The 18787-nt window shown below is 50.9% G+C and carries 18 protein-coding genes; 7 read left to right on the top strand and 11 right to left on the bottom strand.

Annotated features, from left to right (window positions below; translation table 11 throughout):
• Window positions 1-28: 28 nt before the first annotated feature.
• Both FT643_RS04975 and FT643_RS04980 read right to left on the bottom strand, forming a co-directional pair.
• Window positions 29-799 carry a hypothetical protein gene (locus FT643_RS04975; RefSeq protein ID WP_156869814.1) on the bottom strand — a complete coding sequence of 257 codons (771 nt, stop codon included), beginning with the start codon at window positions 797-799 and terminating at the stop codon, window positions 29-31.
• Window positions 800-871: 72 nt separating this feature from the next.
• On the bottom strand, window positions 872-2665 hold the full coding sequence (locus FT643_RS04980; RefSeq protein ID WP_156869816.1) for a sensor domain-containing diguanylate cyclase: 1794 nt from the start codon (window positions 2663-2665) through the stop codon (window positions 872-874).
• 326 nt (window positions 2666-2991) lie between these two features.
• Here FT643_RS04980 and FT643_RS04985 point away from each other — a divergent pair, with 326 nt between their 5' ends.
• On the top strand, window positions 2992-5070 hold the full coding sequence (locus FT643_RS04985) for a di-heme-cytochrome C peroxidase (protein WP_156869818.1): 2079 nt from the start codon (window positions 2992-2994) through the stop codon (window positions 5068-5070).
• Window positions 5067-6305, top strand: coding sequence for a catalase family protein (locus tag FT643_RS04990; RefSeq protein ID WP_198043329.1), 1239 nt, complete (start codon window positions 5067-5069; stop codon window positions 6303-6305). The genes FT643_RS04985 and FT643_RS04990 overlap by 4 nt, the downstream gene beginning before the upstream one ends.
• A gap of 26 nt (window positions 6306-6331) precedes the next feature.
• Here the strand turns inward: FT643_RS04990 and rsgA are convergent, their stop codons facing one another.
• Complete coding sequence (gene rsgA, locus FT643_RS04995) at window positions 6332-7372, bottom strand: ribosome small subunit-dependent GTPase A (protein WP_156869820.1); 1041 nt, start codon at window positions 7370-7372, stop codon at window positions 6332-6334.
• Between the two features lie 339 nt (window positions 7373-7711).
• On the opposite strand from rsgA, the gene FT643_RS05000 reads away from it, so the two are divergent.
• The gene (locus tag FT643_RS05000; RefSeq protein WP_156869822.1) at window positions 7712-8077 is read left to right on the top strand and encodes a phospholipase D-like domain-containing protein; all 366 of its coding nucleotides are present in this window, start codon (window positions 7712-7714) and stop codon (window positions 8075-8077) included.
• On the opposite strand, the gene FT643_RS05005 is transcribed toward FT643_RS05000, so the two are convergent.
• The 4 genes from FT643_RS05005 to FT643_RS05020 form a co-directional block, all read right to left on the bottom strand.
• A complete protein-coding gene (locus FT643_RS05005) occupies window positions 8074-8802 on the bottom strand; it encodes an anti-sigma factor (RefSeq protein ID WP_156869824.1) in 729 nt (242 codons plus the stop codon). The two genes, FT643_RS05000 and FT643_RS05005, sit on opposite strands and share 4 nt — an antisense overlap.
• On the bottom strand, window positions 8787-9350 hold the full coding sequence (locus FT643_RS05010; protein ID WP_156869826.1) for an RNA polymerase sigma factor: 564 nt from the start codon (window positions 9348-9350) through the stop codon (window positions 8787-8789). Before FT643_RS05010 ends, FT643_RS05005 begins: the two co-directional genes overlap by 16 nt.
• A 72-nt stretch (window positions 9351-9422) precedes the next feature.
• Window positions 9423-10364: a hypothetical protein gene (locus FT643_RS05015; RefSeq protein WP_156869828.1), complete on the bottom strand. Its 942-nt coding sequence runs from the start codon at window positions 10362-10364 to the stop codon at window positions 9423-9425.
• Window positions 10365-10428: 64 nt separating this feature from the next.
• Window positions 10429-11310, bottom strand: coding sequence for a calcium-binding protein (locus tag FT643_RS05020; RefSeq protein ID WP_156869830.1), 882 nt, complete (start codon window positions 11308-11310; stop codon window positions 10429-10431).
• A 206-nt stretch (window positions 11311-11516) separates the two neighbouring features.
• On the opposite strand from FT643_RS05020, the gene FT643_RS05025 reads away from it, so the two are divergent.
• Window positions 11517-11984 carry a tetratricopeptide repeat protein gene (locus FT643_RS05025; protein ID WP_156869832.1) on the top strand — a complete coding sequence of 156 codons (468 nt, stop codon included), beginning with the start codon at window positions 11517-11519 and terminating at the stop codon, window positions 11982-11984.
• A gap of 53 nt (window positions 11985-12037) precedes the next feature.
• Here the strand turns inward: FT643_RS05025 and FT643_RS05030 are convergent, their stop codons facing one another.
• Window positions 12038-12916: a hypothetical protein gene (locus FT643_RS05030; protein WP_198043330.1), complete on the bottom strand. Its 879-nt coding sequence runs from the start codon at window positions 12914-12916 to the stop codon at window positions 12038-12040.
• A 159-nt stretch (window positions 12917-13075) separates the two neighbouring features.
• On the opposite strand from FT643_RS05030, the gene FT643_RS05035 reads away from it, so the two are divergent.
• Window positions 13076-13447 carry an acyl-CoA thioesterase gene (locus FT643_RS05035; protein ID WP_156869836.1) on the top strand — a complete coding sequence of 124 codons (372 nt, stop codon included), beginning with the start codon at window positions 13076-13078 and terminating at the stop codon, window positions 13445-13447.
• Window positions 13448-13452: 5 nt separating this feature from the next.
• Here FT643_RS05035 and FT643_RS05040 read toward each other — a convergent pair whose 3' ends face one another.
• Complete coding sequence (locus FT643_RS05040) at window positions 13453-15081, bottom strand: sodium:solute symporter family transporter (RefSeq protein WP_156869838.1); 1629 nt, start codon at window positions 15079-15081, stop codon at window positions 13453-13455.
• Window positions 15082-15222: 141 nt separating this feature from the next.
• Between FT643_RS05040 and FT643_RS05045 the strand changes: the two genes are divergently transcribed.
• Together FT643_RS05045 and FT643_RS05050 are read left to right on the top strand one after the other, a co-directional pair.
• Complete coding sequence (locus FT643_RS05045) at window positions 15223-16155, top strand: aldo/keto reductase (RefSeq protein ID WP_156869840.1); 933 nt, start codon at window positions 15223-15225, stop codon at window positions 16153-16155.
• Entirely contained in the window at window positions 16155-16850 is a 696-nt protein-coding gene (locus FT643_RS05050) for a DUF6064 family protein (RefSeq protein ID WP_156869842.1), read from the top strand. The genes FT643_RS05045 and FT643_RS05050 overlap by 1 nt, the downstream gene beginning before the upstream one ends.
• Here the strand turns inward: FT643_RS05050 and FT643_RS05055 are convergent.
• Window positions 16777-17103, bottom strand: coding sequence for a DUF3325 domain-containing protein (locus tag FT643_RS05055; protein ID WP_156869844.1), 327 nt, complete (start codon window positions 17101-17103; stop codon window positions 16777-16779). The genes FT643_RS05050 and FT643_RS05055 overlap by 74 nt on opposite strands.
• The gene (locus FT643_RS05060) at window positions 17096-18787 is read right to left on the bottom strand and encodes a PepSY-associated TM helix domain-containing protein (protein WP_156869846.1); all 1692 of its coding nucleotides are present in this window, start codon (window positions 18785-18787) and stop codon (window positions 17096-17098) included. The genes FT643_RS05055 and FT643_RS05060 overlap by 8 nt, the downstream gene beginning before the upstream one ends.

An 18787-nucleotide genomic window follows, 5' to 3' on the forward strand; every position in this document is an offset into this window, starting at 1 on the left:
TTGCACCTATTGGCCCGTTTCAGAGCGTTCATCGGTCGGCCGGGCCCAGTTCGCGCTGCGGATGTTCTAAAGTCTGGGGGGATTCAAACGCGCCGATTCCAAAACCTTGCTGAAACACATTCGATACCACGTCATCGTTGCTCAGCAATATATCGGCTATCCTGCGCTGGATTTTCACGTCGAGCTGGGGAGCCACCATTGCAGTTGCTACGCCCTTTCCCTTGAATTTATAAACCGGAACCCAGTTTTTGCTGAAGTTATTCGCCGTAGCCATAACGCCGGAAGGCAGTATCGCACCGTCGACATGATCTATTCTGAAATTTTTAATGAGCTCGTAGAAGCTTGAATATTCCACCACTGATACTTTTTTCCCAATCGAATTAAGTTCCCCTAGCGCAATCTTAGTTGCCTCAAATTTGCCCACAACGCCGAGCTTCCGTACCCCTTCCAGAGTCGCAACGGAAGGTTTCTTCAACGCGTACAGAAAAACATCCTGGTAGGTCACTGCCAGATAGTGATAACCGCATTTCTTTTCTACTTTTTTGCTCAAAGGCAGGCTGGAAAAAATCAACGCGGGCTGTCCTGCGGAGCACCTTGCAAGGAGGGCGGTCGCATCCGAGGAAATATTGACCGTAAAAGCGGAGTCTAGCTTTTGGTTTAAATGCTCAATAAACGGTAAGACTTTGTTGCGGGTAATGCTCGCCGGATACAAAGAATATACCCAAACCTCATAAGGAATAGTCTCTGACCCAAAACTGACCCCGCCATAGAGCAACAATGCGCCTAATATTATTTTCATATATTCCCTTAACCTGAAACAATATTCGATCCCTGCTTACTACACCTGTTTTAATTGTGCTGACTATTCCCCCTATGCACTGCAATGCTCAATAATCTGATCCCGCCCCCGGTTTTTAGCCTGGTACAGTGCATCATCCGCTTTACTGATCAAAGCTTCAATCGTCTTTTCATTTTTCAGATAAGCAACACCAACGCTGGCGGTTATCCGTAACTCACCAGACGGAGTCATAATAGCAATACCGGCGATTTCTTTTCGCAAGCGCTCAGCCGTTTGCAAAGTTCCCCGCTTATCTTCATTTAACACCAATGCAAACTCTTCACCGCCCAATCGGCCCCATACATCACAATCACGCAAATTATCCTTTATGGTCCTGCTGAAAATTCGCAATGCTTCGTCACCCATGGTATGTCCGAAGGTATCATTGATGGATTTAAATAAATCAAGATCAAACATCAACAGGCTCAAGGGTTGATTCTTGCGTTGCGCCAGCTTCAGTGACTTTCCGGACTCCACAAAAAAGCTGCGCCGGTTATAAATCCCCGTGAGTGGATCAGTACGCGCCTCCAGCTCAGCTTCCAGCTTGGCTTTTTCCAATTCCTGAGTTCGCTCCTTCACTTGCTGTTCCAGTTCGGCTTTGGAATGTTCAAGCTGTTCGGTATAGCGAGCCTCTGCTTCGTCCTTTTGCAACCGCAGCCGTCGTACTTTAATTCCCATGGCAGCCATAATGCCCAGCATTTCTACAAAGGAGGCTACCGCCGGCCAGTAGTAATTAATCACATTGTGTTCCACCAGACCCAGGTCGCGTAATGCCTGCACCACCAAACCAAATACAAGCAAGGTCCAAGCCGCAGCAAATACCGCCGCATCGGTGGAGCCTTGCCGCCAGCGTACTATCCCGGCAACGGACATCACGGGATACAACAATAAAATAATAGTAACGGAAAGTACCGCCAATCCGGTCAGGCTGAATAGCGCACTGACCAGCATTACCGCAGCCACTAACAGCATTAATATAAACACTTTATCAATCCTGGGGGTGTGTTTCCGGGTTTGCAGGAAAGTCCGCGCGAACACAACGCCGAAAAAAACCGTCAGCGCACCACCAATCGACATGTAACGCTGATGAAAATGTTCCGTGACTATAAATTGGTGTGTGTAACCCAGAATAGTGCACCAGCCAATAATTTTAGTCAGCGCGTAGACCGAATAGGCAAGAAAAATTTTATCTCGTGTTGCGATCGCCCCCACCAAGGCGATGATCGACATCAGAAAAATGCCACCAAACATGAACATGATAATGCTGGCTTCCGAAGTCTGCGTCTTGCGTAATTTTTCAGGGTCCCAAATTCTCATCGCCGGAAACACAAAGCCCGCTTGGTGGGAACTGAACTTAACCAGCATATCTTTGCTTTGCAGCGCCGGAATCGTTACCACGACCACAAACCGGTTATGAGAAATTTCACGCGATGCAAACGCATCGGCCATTGCCATGGCCGCGATGTGACGATATCGGACTGGACTCTCACTATCACGTTCATAGGCATCCAGGCTTATTAACTGGTGATCCACGTATTCGATATTGAGCGTCAGGGTTTTATCCGTCACATTACGCAATACGAAATGGCTCCAGAATGCGCCGGGTTGCAGTCCGGTTGATCCCGCGCTATTCAGTGGTTTGAATTCACCCTTCAGATAAATCGGTCCAACTTGTTCTATAGTAAGTTCGCCGGTACGGTCGTGCCAAACTTCAGCCTGACCTGTTGTTTTACTTCCGTCTTCCCCTCCCACTACATCAATCACGCCGAAAGCAAACGTCAACTGGGGGAAAAGAAAAATCACTGCTACTCTGATTATTAGAATCATGAAACGGCCCCAAAGGGAAAGGACAAGGCCAACAAAAAGGACTACAGGTTCTGCTGTCGTGTTCGGATAACTATAGATCAAAAAGCCAAATAGAACAGTTTGAATTCAGGTGCTGCCCTAACGCAGATCACGCCGATGCGATTTCCGGTTATGCGTATACCGAGTGCATCAACTCTGACTTAAACGGCTATTTTACGGTGCCTTGAATCACATCCGGGACGGCCTTGTCGACGAAAGCACCGGTTTATTATCAGGACGGTCCCCTACGATCGGCGCGAACCGAACCAGCCTAATAAATCAAACCTCTGGTGGAGCCGGGTCCGGCCATGAATGTGATTGGTTATTTACGTCGTTTTACTATCAGCCTGTGGCATTGGCTCCGCGGGCTTACGCTGGCTTTGATCAACCTATGGAAGAACCTTGGCCCGCTTTGGCTTCGGATTCTGTCTGTGTTGGTGTTAATTGTGATCGCTGCCTGGCATCAACTGCAGCTATTTATGACGCCAAACCTGACCCGCGAGAACGTGTATAAGGTGCAGTACCTGAATGAGGGCTGGACCGATCTTGAACGTCAGAGTTTTTACTATACGCCCCAGGGCACCGAGTTACTGGGCATCGAATACCAATGGTTTCTGAACTTGGAATTACCGCTCTCTCGCGAACTGCTGGCAACAGCGGAAAATCTACGCGGCTGGGGCTTCATCGTTTCCCCCGGTCAAAGACCGGACGACCTCAACCCCGGCAATCTGGCCGTCGGGTTGGGCCGTCACATAGATCCTACGACGGGAAAGGAGCGCCTGGATATCGGCTGCGCTACCTGCCATACCGGCGAGCTACATTACAAAGGCACGGCCCTGAGGGTGGACGGAGGCCAAGCGGTACAGAGCTTGTCTAATGCCAAACGCGGTGAGTTTATTACCACCATGGCAGCATCCGTATTCGAAACCCTGATCAACCCGTTCAAATGGAACCGCTTTGCGACTCGGATTGCAGGCAAGGATCAGCAGCAAAGAGCCAGACTCAACCAGCGCATGTGGACCTTTGCGGGTCACATCAAAGACTTTGCCGAAGGTGCCGGCGCCCCGAAATATTACCCCGTGGAGGAAGGCCGGGGCCGTGTCGATGCCGTCGGCCGAATCGCCAATGTCGCGTTCGGATTTGATCTGGACGAACCGGCCAATTATCGCATCGCAGACGCCCCGGCAAGCTTCCCGTTTCTTTGGGATATCTGGCGTTTCGATTGGGTGCAATATACCGGCTTTACCAATCAGGCTATGGCCCGCAATGTGGGTGAGACACTGGGGGTACTGGCACCGATCAAGCTGGTCAGCGCAGCAGGTGAACCGATTAAAGGCAAGGAGTTCGGTAAAACCGTTGTCGATGTGCAGGGGCTGCATTGTGCTGAAGCGTTACTGCGTTCGCTACGGCCTCCCAAGTGGCCGCAGGAGGTGCTTGGGCACATCGACCTTCATCGCGCCCAGAAGGGAAAAACGCTGTTCGCCGAACGTTGCCAATATTGTCATGGCCCGCATATCTCTGCGCCTTATGAGTGGGCAGTAGCAGATCAGGACAATCCATCAATCCCCGGCCAGATCAGTAGCAACTGGCAGTGGGATATGGCAGGCCAGATCACCGAGCAGAATGGCAAGCCCGTGCGCAAAGATTGGCGACAACGCATCTGGTCTATTCCCTTGCTTGCCACCGACATCATCGGCACCGACCCCAAGCTGGCGGATAACTATATGGATAACCGCTACGATGCCGGTAAGCTGGTGCCCGGCTCCGAGCCGGTCAATGCCGGTGATGGCTTGCAACTGTTACTGAATTCTCTGGTTCCCAAGCTGTATCAACGCTGGCAAATTGAGGGTGACCAGATCGCCGCCTACGACGGGCTGAACGTTCCCTTCCGCATTCAAAATCAGCGCGCCTACAAAGCCCGTCCATTGCACGGCGTCTGGGCAACCCCCCCGTTCCTGCATAACGGTTCGGTTCCAACGATATACGATTTGTTATCCCCTCAGGCAGCACGACCCACCACTTTTTATGTTGGCAACCGGGAATACGATCCGCAAAAACTCGGTTATGTCACCGCCAAAACCGACGGCAGCTTTCTTCATGACACTGGTATTCCCGGCAACCGAAATAGCGGCCATCAGTTTACGGATGAAGCGGTGCCCGGACGCATCGGACACTTACTCAGCGAAGAGCAGCGTTACGCGTTGATGGAATACCTGAAAGTGATGGGCAACCCGGATTTTGATCAGGCTATGGGTGGCGACCCTGCCAACTGGGCCAATTACAGCGCAGCTCCGGCGCCAGAGTGGAACCAGGGTAGCTGTAATAACGTGCATTTACGCCACGGCGTGACCGATTTATCCGCTCAGACAACGGAGTCGACCCATTGAATCTGAACTATTTTGGCGTGATCCCGATGACAGCCGCGCTGTTGCTGACCGTGAATACGCACGCCGCACAAACACTGGATACGCTGGGTATGGACCTGAGTAATCAGGAGATGATTGCGATCAGCAAATCCATGGAATATGGCCGCCGTATTTCCTCCTGGGCGGAAAAGCAAAACGGACTGCCTTACCGCCGCGATGCCCATGCCAAAGCAACCGGCTGTGTCCGGGCGACTTTTTCTGTCCGCGGTGACATCCCCCCGCATTTCCGTAGTAGCGTTTTTTCCGAACCGGGGCGGGAATATCAATCCTGGATCCGGTTCTCCAATGGCGACATGCTGGTGAACGCCGATGCCAAACCGGACGCCCGTGGCATGGCGATCAAACTGATGAAGGTGGAGGGAGAAAAAATTGCGCCGGAGCTAAAAGGCGCCAATACACACGACTTTATCATGACCAACACAGCAGCGTTTTTTAATCGTAATATTTTTGATTACGTAGACGACATGAAATACCTGGCAGAACAAAAACGGCTGGCGTGGTTTGTCAGTCTATGGCCGCCCCGCCTGCACCCCCGCAGACTGTATATCGCGGCAAAAACCGTATCGTCAAAAATCGATTCTCCGCTGCAGCCCCAGTACTATTCCATGGTGCCCTACCAGCTGGGTGATACTGCAGTAAAATTCTCCGTCCGCCCCTGCTCCGGTATGAGGTTCCATACCACTGCAAATAAAAAAGATCGCGATTTTCTGACACAATCGATGGCCGAACAGTTAACTCATCAGTCGGCGTGTTTCGATTTTATGCTGCAAGAAAGAATAGCGGGCCGGAATATGCCCCTGGACGATGCCACCGTGGTGTGGCCCGAGCAAGCTTCTCCCTTTATACCGGTAGCACGTATACATATTCCGCCACAAACCTTTACCAGCGGTGATCAGCGCAACTTCTGTGAGAATTTATCCATGAATCCCTGGCACGGAGTGGGCGAATGGCTCCCGCTGGGCAGTCTGAGCAAAGCCCGGCGCGTGGTTTACCATGCCGTGTCACAATTCCGCCATCAGCAAAATGGGGCAACGTCATATCAACCCACAGGGTGGTGCCTGGACCAGGAACAGGACTGTGATGTTGCGGAGTATATTCATTTCACTAAACCGCCCTGGCCACTGGATCGCTGTTTTGATTCCCAATATCAGCCGATTAACGGGAAAGCGGTTGAATCCGTGTGCGGCACGCAGTAAAAATCGAACTGTCGGTATCAGCGGGACTAATGGCCTTTATTTTCCCGGCTCACGCTCTGGGTTCGCTTGTAAAATTTACCCAGCGCTTTTTCCGCTTTATGCTTTTCTGCTAACGTGGCTTCGTTTCTAATCTGCTCGCGTTTCAGCTTTAAATAATTGTCATAACGCCGCTCATCCAGGATACCGGATTCCATTGCCGCCCGGACCGCACAATCCGGTTCTTGGTCATGGCAACAATCGGCAAAGCGGCACTGCAGGGCCAGGTCACTGATATCCGCGAAGGTGTTTTCTATCGCGTCGCTGCCCACGGCCAGTTGCAGTTCGCGCATGCCGGGCGTATCAATGATCATGGCACCACTCTTAAGCGGCAACAAGGCGCGACTTGTGGTGGTATGACGCCCCTTGCCATCCTCTTCACGAATCTCAGACGTCAGCTGAATAGACTCACCCAGCAGGGAGTTGGTCAGGGTGGACTTCCCCGCTCCGGAAGATCCCAGTAATACGATGGTCTGACCTGCCTCACACCAGGGAAGCAGGACTTCTGCACTGGTCGCTTCCCGCCCATTGACCATTTCAATACACAATTGGTTATCCAGGCGTTGCACCTGTTCCCGCAATTCGTCTGCGTGGTCGATCAGATCCATTTTAGTCAGCACCACCACCGGTTCAGCGCCGGCATCGTGCACCAGGGCCAGATAACGTTCGATGCGATTGAGATTAAAATCCTCATTCAGCGCACAAACAACAAAGGCCGTGTCCACGTTGGCCGCGATAAGCTGTTCCGCCACTTTGGAGCCCGGCGACCGCCGCGCAAAGGCGCTTTTACGCTCCAATAGGCGATTGATTTGCATGGACTCGTTTAGCAATAACCAGTCCCCTACTGTCACTGTGCCCAATGAAGGCGGTGTATCCAGGGCATACTGACCGGACTCCCCATACACGATCAGGCGGGATTTATGTTGCGCGGCGATGCGAACGGGCATGGCAGAATCCCATTCAGCAAGATCGAGCTGTTGTTGAAAAAAAGGTTGCCAACCCAAATCCGCTAATGAAAAAGTCGTGTTCATGTCTCAATTCTACCTGCAGGCAAGCACATCTGCTTTGTTCAACCAATTCAATACCCTATTTGCTAAACACAGGCATCCTACCGGTCAATAATGACACTATCACGGTAGTTTCGAGCGCGGCTGTTGCGACGCCTGTATCCGGCCCCGGCACTTCAAGCTTACACGCAGGCTTGCAGGAATGCTAAAACATCGTAGGGTAGCCGATATACTATAGTATTCCTTCCAAGGTCTCGTTAAAGTGACCCGTGCCCGGTTATTTACCAAGGTAGCAAACACCAATGCGAAGAACGTTCAGTATTACCTTTACCACAGTGATCTATCGGGAACACTGAAATCGGTGTGATCATTGAAGCACCGTCTGTGGTCCATAAGCTGGCTTCGGATTTTGACAAGGACATGTTAAAAATCGCTTTTGAGTTTAAGCTGAAAGAAGGCAAGATTATCTGGCAACACCAAGGGGCAGACGGGTCAATTGAAGTCTTCCACCGGGAACCTTATAGCGCCTGGCGGGATCGATTCAGCCTGGGCTTGATGACATACTGCCTGCAGAGTCACAATTGCAATACCGCATCGAAACGCTCAATAGTCGCGCCCTTTTCTGGACTTAATACATCAAAATCTTTTATCAATGACAGTAGTAAATTCATTTCGATTCTCTCGCATTTGTTTTGCATAACAGCTTATAACGCATCTGCGCCGGTCTAACTTTTCCAGCCTTCCACTTTGACACACAAGCCTTTTGCAATAATTTTCTCACCGGGCGCCTGCACATCGATCTGGTCTTCTGCTGACACCAATAAATACTCGGCTGTGCTGATCAAGCCCCACTGCTCTTTGCTAAGCGAGGTTTCGAAATGCTTTTCCAACTCCACCGCGCCCAGACTTTTTATACTGCCATCGTCGCGGGACACCGCCCATAGTTGTAACCTTTGATCCGCTTCCAGCTTGGGTTTCTGCAATAAATCCAGGGCCATAACTCTTCCTGACTTGGTCAGCGTTACCACCATGGTCGGCTGTTCATCGCTGTTTTTCATAACCGCGACATAGTTGATTGCCGCCGCGGGTGTCACGTCCGGCTGTGGATACCAAAGCAATACACCGGCGACCAGGGCAAAGGTCATCGCCATTGCTGTCAGGTATTTGTAAATATTCAGGCGGCGTTTTAAGATCGCGATCATCGGGTCGGCTGCGCCATTAATCGCATCAGATATGGATTGCCAGGTACCGCTTTTTGGTTCAACCGGGACCGTCGCCTGATGCAGTGGCTGCAGCTTTGCTTCCCATTGCCGTACCCGCTTGCTCAACACCGAGTTGTCCCGCATCAAACGTTCCATGCGCTTTCTGGCCGGTCCACGCAACGTTCCGGCAACGTAATTCGATGCCAGCAGTTCCTGCAATTGAGGGTTTTGATATCTTAATGGTCCAGACATTGAGCTAACCTCGCTAACCCGCGCTTGAGCCAGGATTTAACGGTATTAAGGGGCTGTTCTACGTGTATAGCAATATCTTCACGGCTATAGCCATAGTAGTAAGCCATCAGGATCGCATTCTTGTTCAGCACATCCAGAGTTCCAAGGCAGTGACCTAACTGGCTATCGATTTCACGCTTAAGCAGCCCCGCAATGGGTGAGCGGGCATGAACTTCACCGAAAAGCTCTTGTACTTCCTCGAACTGATCCCGGCGTTTTTGCTCACGGGTTTCGGCTTTTAATTTATCCAAAGTTCGATAGCGAATCAGTGACGTCATCCAGGTCATGGGTTCACTTTCACCGCGACGATAATCACCGGCGTTATGCCAGATCTGCAAAAACGTTTCCTGTAGTACATCGTTGCTCAGATCTTCATCACGCAGAATTTTCATGGCCACACCATTCAGCCTGGCGCCCACTTTGTCGTACAATTGCTTGAGTGCAGCCTGGTCTTTAAGCGCAATCCTCGCCAGCAACTGCTCTAGCTGGTCTGCTGGGGTTATATTCATTTCCGTTTCCATAGTCGTCTCTATATGCTGCGGCAGAGGTACACTGCAACCTCTGCCGTGGGCAAGATGAGCCTATTGAATCATGCTGGCTACGTAAGCAGGAATTTGTGACAGATCCGCAACCGTTGCCGGTGTGGTGGTTAAATCCAGTACCGAAATTCCGGATTCCCTGTCCGTACACACTAAGTATTCCACATCTTTGGTGTTAATAGCTATGCGCAAACCATCATCGTCGCTTCTTAGACCCTGATCGAAATCATTCGCTACACCGGTTAATGAAAAGCGCACCAGGTGATCCAGATCCAGCAGCTCAAACTCTTGCGGATGGTCGGCTGCAGCAATAACGGAACAGAAGCCAGGGGAAGCGGACACATTTATCGTTGGCTGATTGTTACTATCCAGAAATATACCATCAAAATCCTGACTTCCTTCTCGGCCCGGCGGGTTCACATTAAAAAACGGTGCGCCTTCGGTGGTGCCATCGCTGTTCCGTTCTTCGCCAAGCAATCCCAACACCAAGACGTCGGTGCCCCGGCCGCCATCGAAAAAATCGCTGCCGTCTCCGGGAGTCCAGATAAACACATCGTCGCCGTCATTGCCAAAAGCGCGGTCGCGATTATCAGCGGCACGATCATCTCCATCCACATTGCCGTTAAAATCTTCAGTACCACCGATCATAATATCGTTGCCGGTGCTGCCCACAAGAACATCCACACCCAACGCGCCGATCATGATCGTATCCACGGCCGCAGTCGCTTGCAAAATATCTCCGCCACGCAGACTTTGATTCGGTGAGCCTCCAGGGCCACCCGGATTGAAGGAAAGCAGGGGCGAGCTTTTTCTATTCAAATCACTGCCCTGCAATAATGCAAACGGAGTAGAAGGCGTCTCGGTATCCGTATCACGGGGAGTTTCTGCACCGTCATCACCGGAACCCGACCCACCACAGGCGCCGAGTACTAAGAAAGTGGACATTGCCAGTGGCATTAATACCGTTGTATTTAGGTTTTTCATCGTCTTTTCCTCAAGGGCATCTCTCAAGAGACCCGCATAGTTAGTTTATTCGTTAGGCAGAAAGTTAAAATGTGTTGGTTACCAGGCGATAAGCCGTCTCGGGTAAGTCGCTAACACTGGTCTTTACAATCGGGTTGTGGTGCAAATCGAAGACATCCACTTGCGAGCCGTCTTTCGATGCACACACCACGTATTCCGTGTTTTTAAGGTGCACAGAAATGCGCAATCCGGTATCCCGCGTGTCCGGATCAATACTGGGATCGGCCAACAAATCCTGCTCAAGTTGCCCGGCTGGACCCCGCAATGTAAATTGCACCAGATGATCCAGATTGAGTTCGTCGAGCCCTTCTGAGCTACGGTCAAGAATGTCGCAGAATCCAGGCCCCGCCAGCACATCGACCACAGGAAGCTGAGTATTCGGGTTGATATAGATGCCATCAAAGTCGCCACTGCCGGTTGTCCCCGGCGGGCTCACACTGAAAAAAGGCGCTCCAGCGGTGTTACCATCGGCGTCTTGATTTTCACCAATCAGGGTGATGATCAATGTATCGCTGCCGTCACCACCGTCGAAAAAATCATTGCCATCTCCCGGTGTCCAGATAAAGATGTCATCGCCTTGTTCACCAAATGCCCGGTCGCGGTTAAAAGGGTTAAAGTCTTCGGTGCCGCCGATGAGTACGTCATTGCCGCCCTTTCCGAACAACACATCGATGCCCAGGCCACCGATAATGACGTCAGCCTGCTCGCTGCCCTGGAGTTGATCGCCGAACTGGAGACTCTGATCGCCGCCGCCGTTACTGCCACGATTTGCTGAAAAAAGTGCGTTAATAGTGCTGTTTGCGCCGTTGCTGCTGTTGAGGTCGTTGCCAACGATGATCTCGGCACCGGCGAGGCCGGAGCTAACAGAGAGAATGGCGGCCGCTAGTATTGAATATCGAGAAGTCATAGTATTTCCCTTTACCTTGATATGATTTGAATAATTTATGGTTTAAGTTCAGTTGTTTAACGGCCGTTATAGGTGATACGACGGCGATATAAATTAAGTTGCAGCTTTTTTTAAAAAAAATTTAATTACGTTTTCTGTGCAACCTTCTCAGGGGTAGCGGCGTATAGGAATAGGAAACCAACCTAACCTCTCTTTAGGAGAAACCGATGAACTACTCCAAACCGATCATTTGTGCCCTTCTTGTTTCCTGCCTTTCCGCTCCGGCGATCGCCGCCCCTGGCGGGTCGTGGGGAAAAACGGACTCCATGAGCACTGTTGAGAGAAAGATAGACGCCAAAGACTATCAGGCGGCGATTGATGAACTGACAGTGATAGTGAAAAAGGAATCGAACAACGCAGATGCCTACAACTTGTTGGGCTTTTCTAACCGCAAGCTGAAGCGATACGAGATTGCTGAAGAATATTACCTGCAAGCGCTCAAGCTGGACCCCAAGCACAAGGGGGCAATGGAATATCTGGGTGAACTGTATGTGGAAACCGACCGCATGGATGAGGCCCATCGGATGTTAGCGCGGCTGGATAAGGCTTGCTTTTTAAGCTGTAGTGAGAAGAAGCAGCTAAAAACCGCTATTGAACGCAAAGAACAGGGTTTGACAGCCAAAACAAACTGGTAGTATTAAGCCAACCTACCCTCTCCGCTGCGCCGGAAATCTCCGGCGCAGCCAGCTTACTTCGCCTTGTCGGCAAGCCAGAACTCCCCACGCATCAAGGTGCGCCCCAATCTTACGGCCAGCCAAAAGAACATTAACGGAAACACCAACGTCTGAAAAATGAAAATCGCAATCAGATTAATAATCTGTTGAGCCGCACCGGCCACCTTTTCCTCGTACTTTTGGTAATTTCCGGAAAGGCTCAGTTTTTGTTTAGTGCGGTTATAAAATCGGCTAACCGAATCGAAAATACCAGCGTCCTCACGGGCACTCGATTCGGCCAAGGCAGCGTCGTTTTCATCCCGTGCCTTCAACTCCTGAACGTCTTTACTGACATTCTCAAGCACCTCATAGGATTGACGGTAACTTTCGCTCAGGAACGCGTTATAAACAAATTCGTTCGCAAGCACAACCACCGGCACCAGAAAACGCAACAACAACACCATCAATGCGCAGCGAATCAGGATGCCACGCCCAGTGGTTTGCGCCAACAAAGGCGTCCATAGCAGCACTAGCAAAATGATACAGGCCACGGCCACCAGCACCAGTGCAAAAAAAGAAGTACCTATTTCCAGAAGTATAAGCTGAGCCCCTAATGAGGTACCCGCGGCCAATACGACCCAGGAAAACCGTTCAATCAAATCATTAATCGGATCGAGAACCTCACCGGGAGTCAGCACAACACCCACACCGCCGGGCTCCAATGCCACCTCGGTACCCTGAACCACAGAGATGACGGCATTAATCCCGCGCACTAACGCGAAGGTCGCTAACGCATTATTAAACGAGTTACTCAGTCGCAGTTGTGCGTTGCTGTCCATGGTATTGGATAATCCCATCGACAAAACGACAACAACGATACAACTGAGCAGCCATTTTTTAGAGACGTTCGCCATTTTAGTCTTCATAGTGTTATTTAGCTTCGGTTATTGTAAAGGTCAGCCTTTATCTTAACAGCGCAGGGCTCAATGTCAGGGGCATTTTCAGATATACTGAGGCAGATCGGATCAGACCGAAAATCGCAATTCAAATTCAAATTTAAAAAAAGGTGCGCTATGCAGTTTTACAGCAGAAAATGGATCATGCCCGAAGACCTTAATCCAAATGGAAGCCTGTTCGGCGGAAAATTGTTAAGCTGGATAGATGCTGAATCGGCGATATTTGCCATGTGCCAACTGGGCAAGGATCGCCATCTTGTCACCAAATTCATTTCTGAGATCAACTTTGTCAGCTCCGGAAAACAGGGCGACATAATAGAGATGGGCGTTGAAGTCAGAAAAATAGGCAACACCTCCATCAGCTTACATGCGGTGGTCCGCAACATGATGACAAAAGAGGTCATTATCGATATTTCGGATATTGTGTTTGTCAATCTGGGAGCCGATGGCAAACCACAAGCGCATGGTTATTCCGCTGAATCCGATTAATTGTTTCAGTTCAACCACATTAGAACAACCAGTAACACTAAAAACCACCCCAGCAAAATAAAGGACATGAACTTCCACGCTGTTTGAGAAAGTAGCTGTCGAAGTCGGGGCAGTGACCAGAGTAGCAGCTCGTCATCCGGCTCTGACAATGCTTCTTCCGCAGTTGGAGAACAAACCGCCGAAACCAATGCAGCCACCAACACGGCGACCGCAAACCCGATTAAATTCCACCATAGCCAGGAAATACCCGGGTGTCCCAACCAAAGATAAATATTAAACAAAAAGCCACACAGCAATCCGGCTATTGCTGCAAGGCTATGACACCACCGGGTTAAAACACCCAGAGTAAATACAGCCAGTACAGGCCCATTAATCAGTGATCCAATCTTATTAATGGTTTCCAGTACGGTGGGTGCTATGTCATCTACAAAAAACGCCAACGTCAAAGTCACACTACCCCAGAACAACGTGAGCACACGACTGGTGAACAGCTCGGCTGTATCGGTCCATCGAGTTTTTTTAAAACGCCCGACAAAATCTTCCATTGTGCTGGCGCTCAAAGAATTTAAAACCGAATCCAAGGAAGACATTGCTGCCGCAAACAACGCAACCAACGCTAACCCGACCAGACCAACGGGAAGTTGCTGAATCATATAAACAGGCACCGCGAGATTCACATTGGCCTGCCCATTGTTCTGCGGTAGTGTTGATAGAAAATCAGCCTGATTCGCCGCGTACACACCCATGCCCACACCCACAAAGCAATACAGCGCTACCACCGGGAAACGTAACAAGCCATTCAGAAACAGCGCCTGATTCGCTTCTTCAACGGAATGGGCACTCAGTACACGCTGTGCCTGGCTCTGGTCACAGCCGTAATAACTGACATAGAGAAAAAATCCGCCTAACAACATAGGCCAGAATGCAAAGGAATGTCCATCACCAAAGCCATGATGTGTAAAATCCACCGCGGTGCGTCGTGCTTCCGGAAAGGTTTGCCATACCTGCAGAATGCCGCCACCCTGATCTGCTAACATATACGCGACAAAGACAAGCATTAAAAGCAAAATAGACATTTGTACAACGTCACTATAAATAACGCCCTTGATTCCACCAAGCACATCGTACAGCACAGTAAACAGCCCCAACAAAATAACGGACCAGGTAAAACCGAGCCCGGTTATAAGATCAATCACAATAGCAATGCTGTAAACCGTCACCGCGGTTGCAAACGCTCTGACAAACATAAACACGCCGCTTAATATCAGACGCGTGCGAAGATCAAAACGCCGCTCCAGATACTCGTATACCGTCACTAATCTCAGATCTCTTAGCAACGGCATAAAAATAATCATCAACGCGACCATCGCTATGGGTACGGCAAGCTCGTATTGCAACCACACCAGCCCCCCACCGGCAGCAAACGCCACAAATGCCGGAGCCCCCAGAATACTGTTGGTGGAACATTGCGTAGCCATGATGGAAATGGCTATCGGCCAACGTGTTAATTTACGGCCCCCTACGTAATAGTCTTCGCGATTAAATTGTCCACGTGATAGATAGGCAGCGAGCAGCATCAGGCCCGCCAGATAGCAAGCAATAATGATCCAATCCAGAGTTTGCAACCTGTACATAATGAAAGTTGTACTCCCTTAAGATGCCGCGGGTATTTCAATATACCCCTTCTGATCAGTACTGAATAATTGCAATAAAATGCAACAGAGTGGTCTAATACCAACACCTATCTGCAATTATCATACCCTGGAGGCGAAACCATGCCGGTTAGCTCAACCCGCCGCAATCTGATCAAACTATTCGGCAGCGCTTTCTTCCTACCCTTTCTGAAGCCAACACCGGCCAGCGGAAAAGCTGAAACATTGCACCGTAAAGAAATTCCGGCGTCCGGTGAGATGCTACCGGTGATCGGAATGGGAACCTGGCGCACCTTTAACGTAGGTAAAGACCCCAAATTGCGCCAGGCGCGCACCGACGTACTGAGCGCTTTTTTCGCATTGGGCGGCCGCCTTATCGACTGCTCGCCAATGTACGGATCGTCGTCCGATACGCTCGGCTTCTCGCTAAAGCAAATTGAGGTTCCGGATAACCTGTTTGCAGCCGATAAAGTGTGGACCGGCGACGGCGATGCCACTCAAGAGCAAGTGGCTACACAATTGCGAAAGTGGGGCATCGCCAAATTTGACCTGATGCAGGTGCATAATTTAGTGGAGTGGCGCGACCACTTGGCAACGCTAACAGAAATGAAAAGGAACGGACAGATACGTTATATCGGCATCACCACCTCGCACGGACGCCGGCACTCTGAACTAGAGCAAATTATGGCAGAAGAAAAACCGGACTTCATTCAGCTAACCTACAACATCACCCACCGGCAGGCCGAACAACACCTGCTCCCCCTGGCAAGAGAAAAAGGCATCGCGGTAATCGCGAACCGACCCTATGATGGTGGCCAACTGATCCGTTCACTGAAACAAAGCCAAGCCGTCCCGGAGTGGGCAAAAGCAGAAATCGAATGCCAAACCTGGGCCGATTTTTTGCTTAAATTCATTGTTTCGCACCCGGCGATCACCTGCGCCATTCCAGCCACCACCAAAGTGACTCACCTGAGCGAAAACATGCAAAGCGGATACGGGCCTTTGCCGAATGCCAGTCAGCGTTTGCGAATGGCCAAACACATTGCCTCAATATAATGTTGGATTTAACCAGCTATTCAGCGAGCGATTTTATACCTTTCACACAAGAGGTGTATCTACGTTTACTGGAGCGTGTTAACGAAAGCTATTGGCCGTTGCACATTCTGGCTTTAGTCACTGCCCTAATCGTATTGCTGGCCGCCTGGCGAAGACATCGCTACACACTCAAGCTACTGGCGTTAATCTGGCTTGGGGTGGGCGTGGGATTTTTATTTCGCTTTTATGAAGAGCTGAACTGGGCAGGCCGATGGTTTGGTGTTGCTTACATAGCACAGGCTTTTTTACTGCTTCTGGTCGGGCTTCGTGCGGACCGCGTCATCCATCCACTACAGCGCGACAGCGGATTGCTATTGGCCTTTGTCGGCTTGCTTTGGCCCGTCCTGTTTCCGCTTGGTCGCATTCACTGGACTCAACTGGAGAGTATCGGTATTCATGCTGATCCAAGTGTCGTATTTTCCCTCGGGATATTACTGCTGCTGTGCACTGGCTGGCGACTATGGCTATTATATGTTATTCCATTGCTGTGGTGCGGGCTCTCTATAGCCACATTACAGGTGCTCGGATTGCCTCAACACTGGGTCTTAGCAGGAACGTTTACGCTCGCATCGCTAACCTTGATCACGACGACGCTTTGGGAATCCAGAATAACAAAGGCCGCAGCCAGGAGGGTTGCCAGCTCAACAGAAAAGTAACCAACAACGCTGCGCAGGTTAACCCCATTATCCAAACTAATACTGCCATCGTCGGGTGATCTGCACGAAAGCAAAGAATCAGCGAAGTCAGAATCCCGACAGTGCCCGATACCCGCAACGCCGTCATTGATTGCGGTGTCAAAGGTTGCTTGCCCCGCAACTGCTGCCAGTGGCTTTTTTTCGCCAAAGCGAACCAAGCCATTCCCAAGAAACCACACAGCATCGCGATCAGAATCAAGTGAGCGTCAGACATGGTTAGCCTCTGCTTCTTGTGCGGACAACGGTGCATCACGAACGGCTTTCTCCGGCAAACCTGCCCGCTCCCGCCGCTGCAATACCCGCGCAGCCTGAACGGAACAAGCGGCGGTCACGAGTAACACCAAATCCATCCCTGCCACCGGCCAGTAGGGTTCGCTTAAGGTTTTCAGCAGATGATCGCCTGTAGTGATCCAATTGAGCACAACGGCACTCACCGCAAGCAGCGCGATAACCCAGCACTGCTCGCGCCAGGCCGGTGATATCCTGGCCTTCCTAACCACCGGATTGCGAAACGCCGCATGCAGCAAGGAAACCAACCAGCTGCACCAGAAAATGCCTTCCAGCAAGCCGGCCCTATTTTCCATTTGCGCAGGCAGAACCCGACTGAACACCAGGATGGATAAGGTTGCCACTACCATTCCCGTGACGGTGGTGGTGGCCAATGCGTCCACCCAGCGTGCGCCCCCCCCTTGCAAAAAGGCATGTTGCGTTTTTCTCTTTTCGAGGAAGAAAATAAAGCCTGTGGCAATGCATATACAGCCAGCTAATCCGCCGACCACATAAAACCATCGCAATAACCAATGTTCAAAATGCTGCAGGTGCAAACCGGTCAGAAAATTATTTATAGCAAAAGGCACCGAGGGTGGTGGCTCTTCATAAATCACTTCACCGGTGGTCGCCTTGAAATGGACGCCCTGCCCCACCAAGGTTACCCGGTCACTGCCGGCCCGGTAGATGGACACATAGCTGTCCGCGTCGCCAAGATGGCTGATCCATAACGAACCCACTTCACCCGGCATGCCCCTGGCCTCCCAACGGCGTTTGGCCTCCACCACCATGGCATCCACGGAACTGATGTCAGCCGGTTCACCGGAAGGGCTGAAGGGCAAGCCCTGGCTTTCTGCCTCAGCCATCATATGGCTCATCGCTTGCGACTCCAACATCGTGCTGGACATCGGAAAATAAATCTGGGCAAAGATAGTGAGACCGGATAATGCAAAGATAAAATGAAACGGTAACGCCACAACGCCCGTCAGATTGTGCAGATCAAGTGCGCTTCGCTGGGTACGTTTTTTCGGTCTGAAGGTAAAAAATTCTTTGAATATTTTGCGATGCAGAACCACCCCGCTCACCAGAGCCGCCAACATTACCAGTGCGGCGACGCCTACGATCCAGATGCCCAGGTTTTTCCAGTGCAGATGCAACCCGTAATGCAGCGGATAGAAAAAGCGGCTGCCGATTTTGAGTTGATCCTGCGACAACATTTCACCGGTCCGAGGGTCTACCGTGGCGTAACCATGCACGTGGTCTGCAGGATCGTCCGGATTATTCGGTATGGCGAATTCCGAGTACATGGTCAGCACCGGATCACGATGCGTGGTATAGGCTCCCCAGCCAATTGCCTGTAACGGCTCGGGTAAGGGCTTGGTGACCCGGGTGCGGGCCTCTGCAAGTTCGGCTGGATCAGGTTCGATACGAGCAAAAACGTCCTTCAGCATGTTGTCATAGGACGGCATAACCTGGGCTTCAAAACGGGTTTCCGGCACCGCCCAACGGTCAATTTCGCGGTCAAATACCGACAATGTACCGAAGAAAAAGGCAATCATAAGTACAAAACCCAGCACCAGACCAAGCCAGGTGTGCACCCAGGCCATGGAGTGTCGGAAAGTGGAATACAT

The sequence above is a fragment of the Ketobacter sp. MCCC 1A13808 genome (genome assembly GCF_009746715.1).
In the GTDB taxonomy this organism is placed as follows: domain Bacteria; phylum Pseudomonadota; class Gammaproteobacteria; order Pseudomonadales; family Ketobacteraceae; genus Ketobacter.

Coding starts and splice junctions, on each gene's coding strand:
- FT643_RS05010 (WP_156869826.1), bottom strand. CDS start 9,350: ATGAATATAACCCCAGCAGACCAGCTAGAGCAGTTGCTGGCGAGGATT.
- FT643_RS05035 (WP_156869836.1), top strand. CDS start 13,076: ATGCAGTTTTACAGCAGAAAATGGATCATGCCCGAAGACCTTAATCCA.
- FT643_RS05020 (WP_156869830.1), bottom strand. CDS start 11,310: ATGACTTCTCGATATTCAATACTAGCGGCCGCCATTCTCTCTGTTAGC.
- FT643_RS05030 (WP_198043330.1), bottom strand. CDS start 12,916: ATGGCGAACGTCTCTAAAAAATGGCTGCTCAGTTGTATCGTTGTTGTC.
- FT643_RS05040 (WP_156869838.1), bottom strand. CDS start 15,081: ATGTACAGGTTGCAAACTCTGGATTGGATCATTATTGCTTGCTATCTG.
- FT643_RS05005 (WP_156869824.1), bottom strand. CDS start 8,802: ATGTCTGGACCATTAAGATATCAAAACCCTCAATTGCAGGAACTGCTG.
- FT643_RS05050 (WP_156869842.1), top strand. CDS start 16,155: ATGTTGGATTTAACCAGCTATTCAGCGAGCGATTTTATACCTTTCACA.
- FT643_RS05045 (WP_156869840.1), top strand. CDS start 15,223: ATGCCGGTTAGCTCAACCCGCCGCAATCTGATCAAACTATTCGGCAGC.
- FT643_RS05060 (WP_156869846.1), bottom strand. CDS start 18,787: ATGTATTCCACTTTCCGACACTCCATGGCCTGGGTGCACACCTGGCTT.
- FT643_RS05055 (WP_156869844.1), bottom strand. CDS start 17,103: ATGTCTGACGCTCACTTGATTCTGATCGCGATGCTGTGTGGTTTCTTG.
- FT643_RS05015 (WP_156869828.1), bottom strand. CDS start 10,364: ATGAAAAACCTAAATACAACGGTATTAATGCCACTGGCAATGTCCACT.
- rsgA (WP_156869820.1), bottom strand. CDS start 7,372: ATGAACACGACTTTTTCATTAGCGGATTTGGGTTGGCAACCTTTTTTT.
- FT643_RS04985 (WP_156869818.1), top strand. CDS start 2,992: ATGAATGTGATTGGTTATTTACGTCGTTTTACTATCAGCCTGTGGCAT.
- FT643_RS04980 (WP_156869816.1), bottom strand. CDS start 2,665: ATGATTCTAATAATCAGAGTAGCAGTGATTTTTCTTTTCCCCCAGTTG.
- FT643_RS04975 (WP_156869814.1), bottom strand. CDS start 799: ATGAAAATAATATTAGGCGCATTGTTGCTCTATGGCGGGGTCAGTTTT.
- FT643_RS05025 (WP_156869832.1), top strand. CDS start 11,517: ATGAACTACTCCAAACCGATCATTTGTGCCCTTCTTGTTTCCTGCCTT.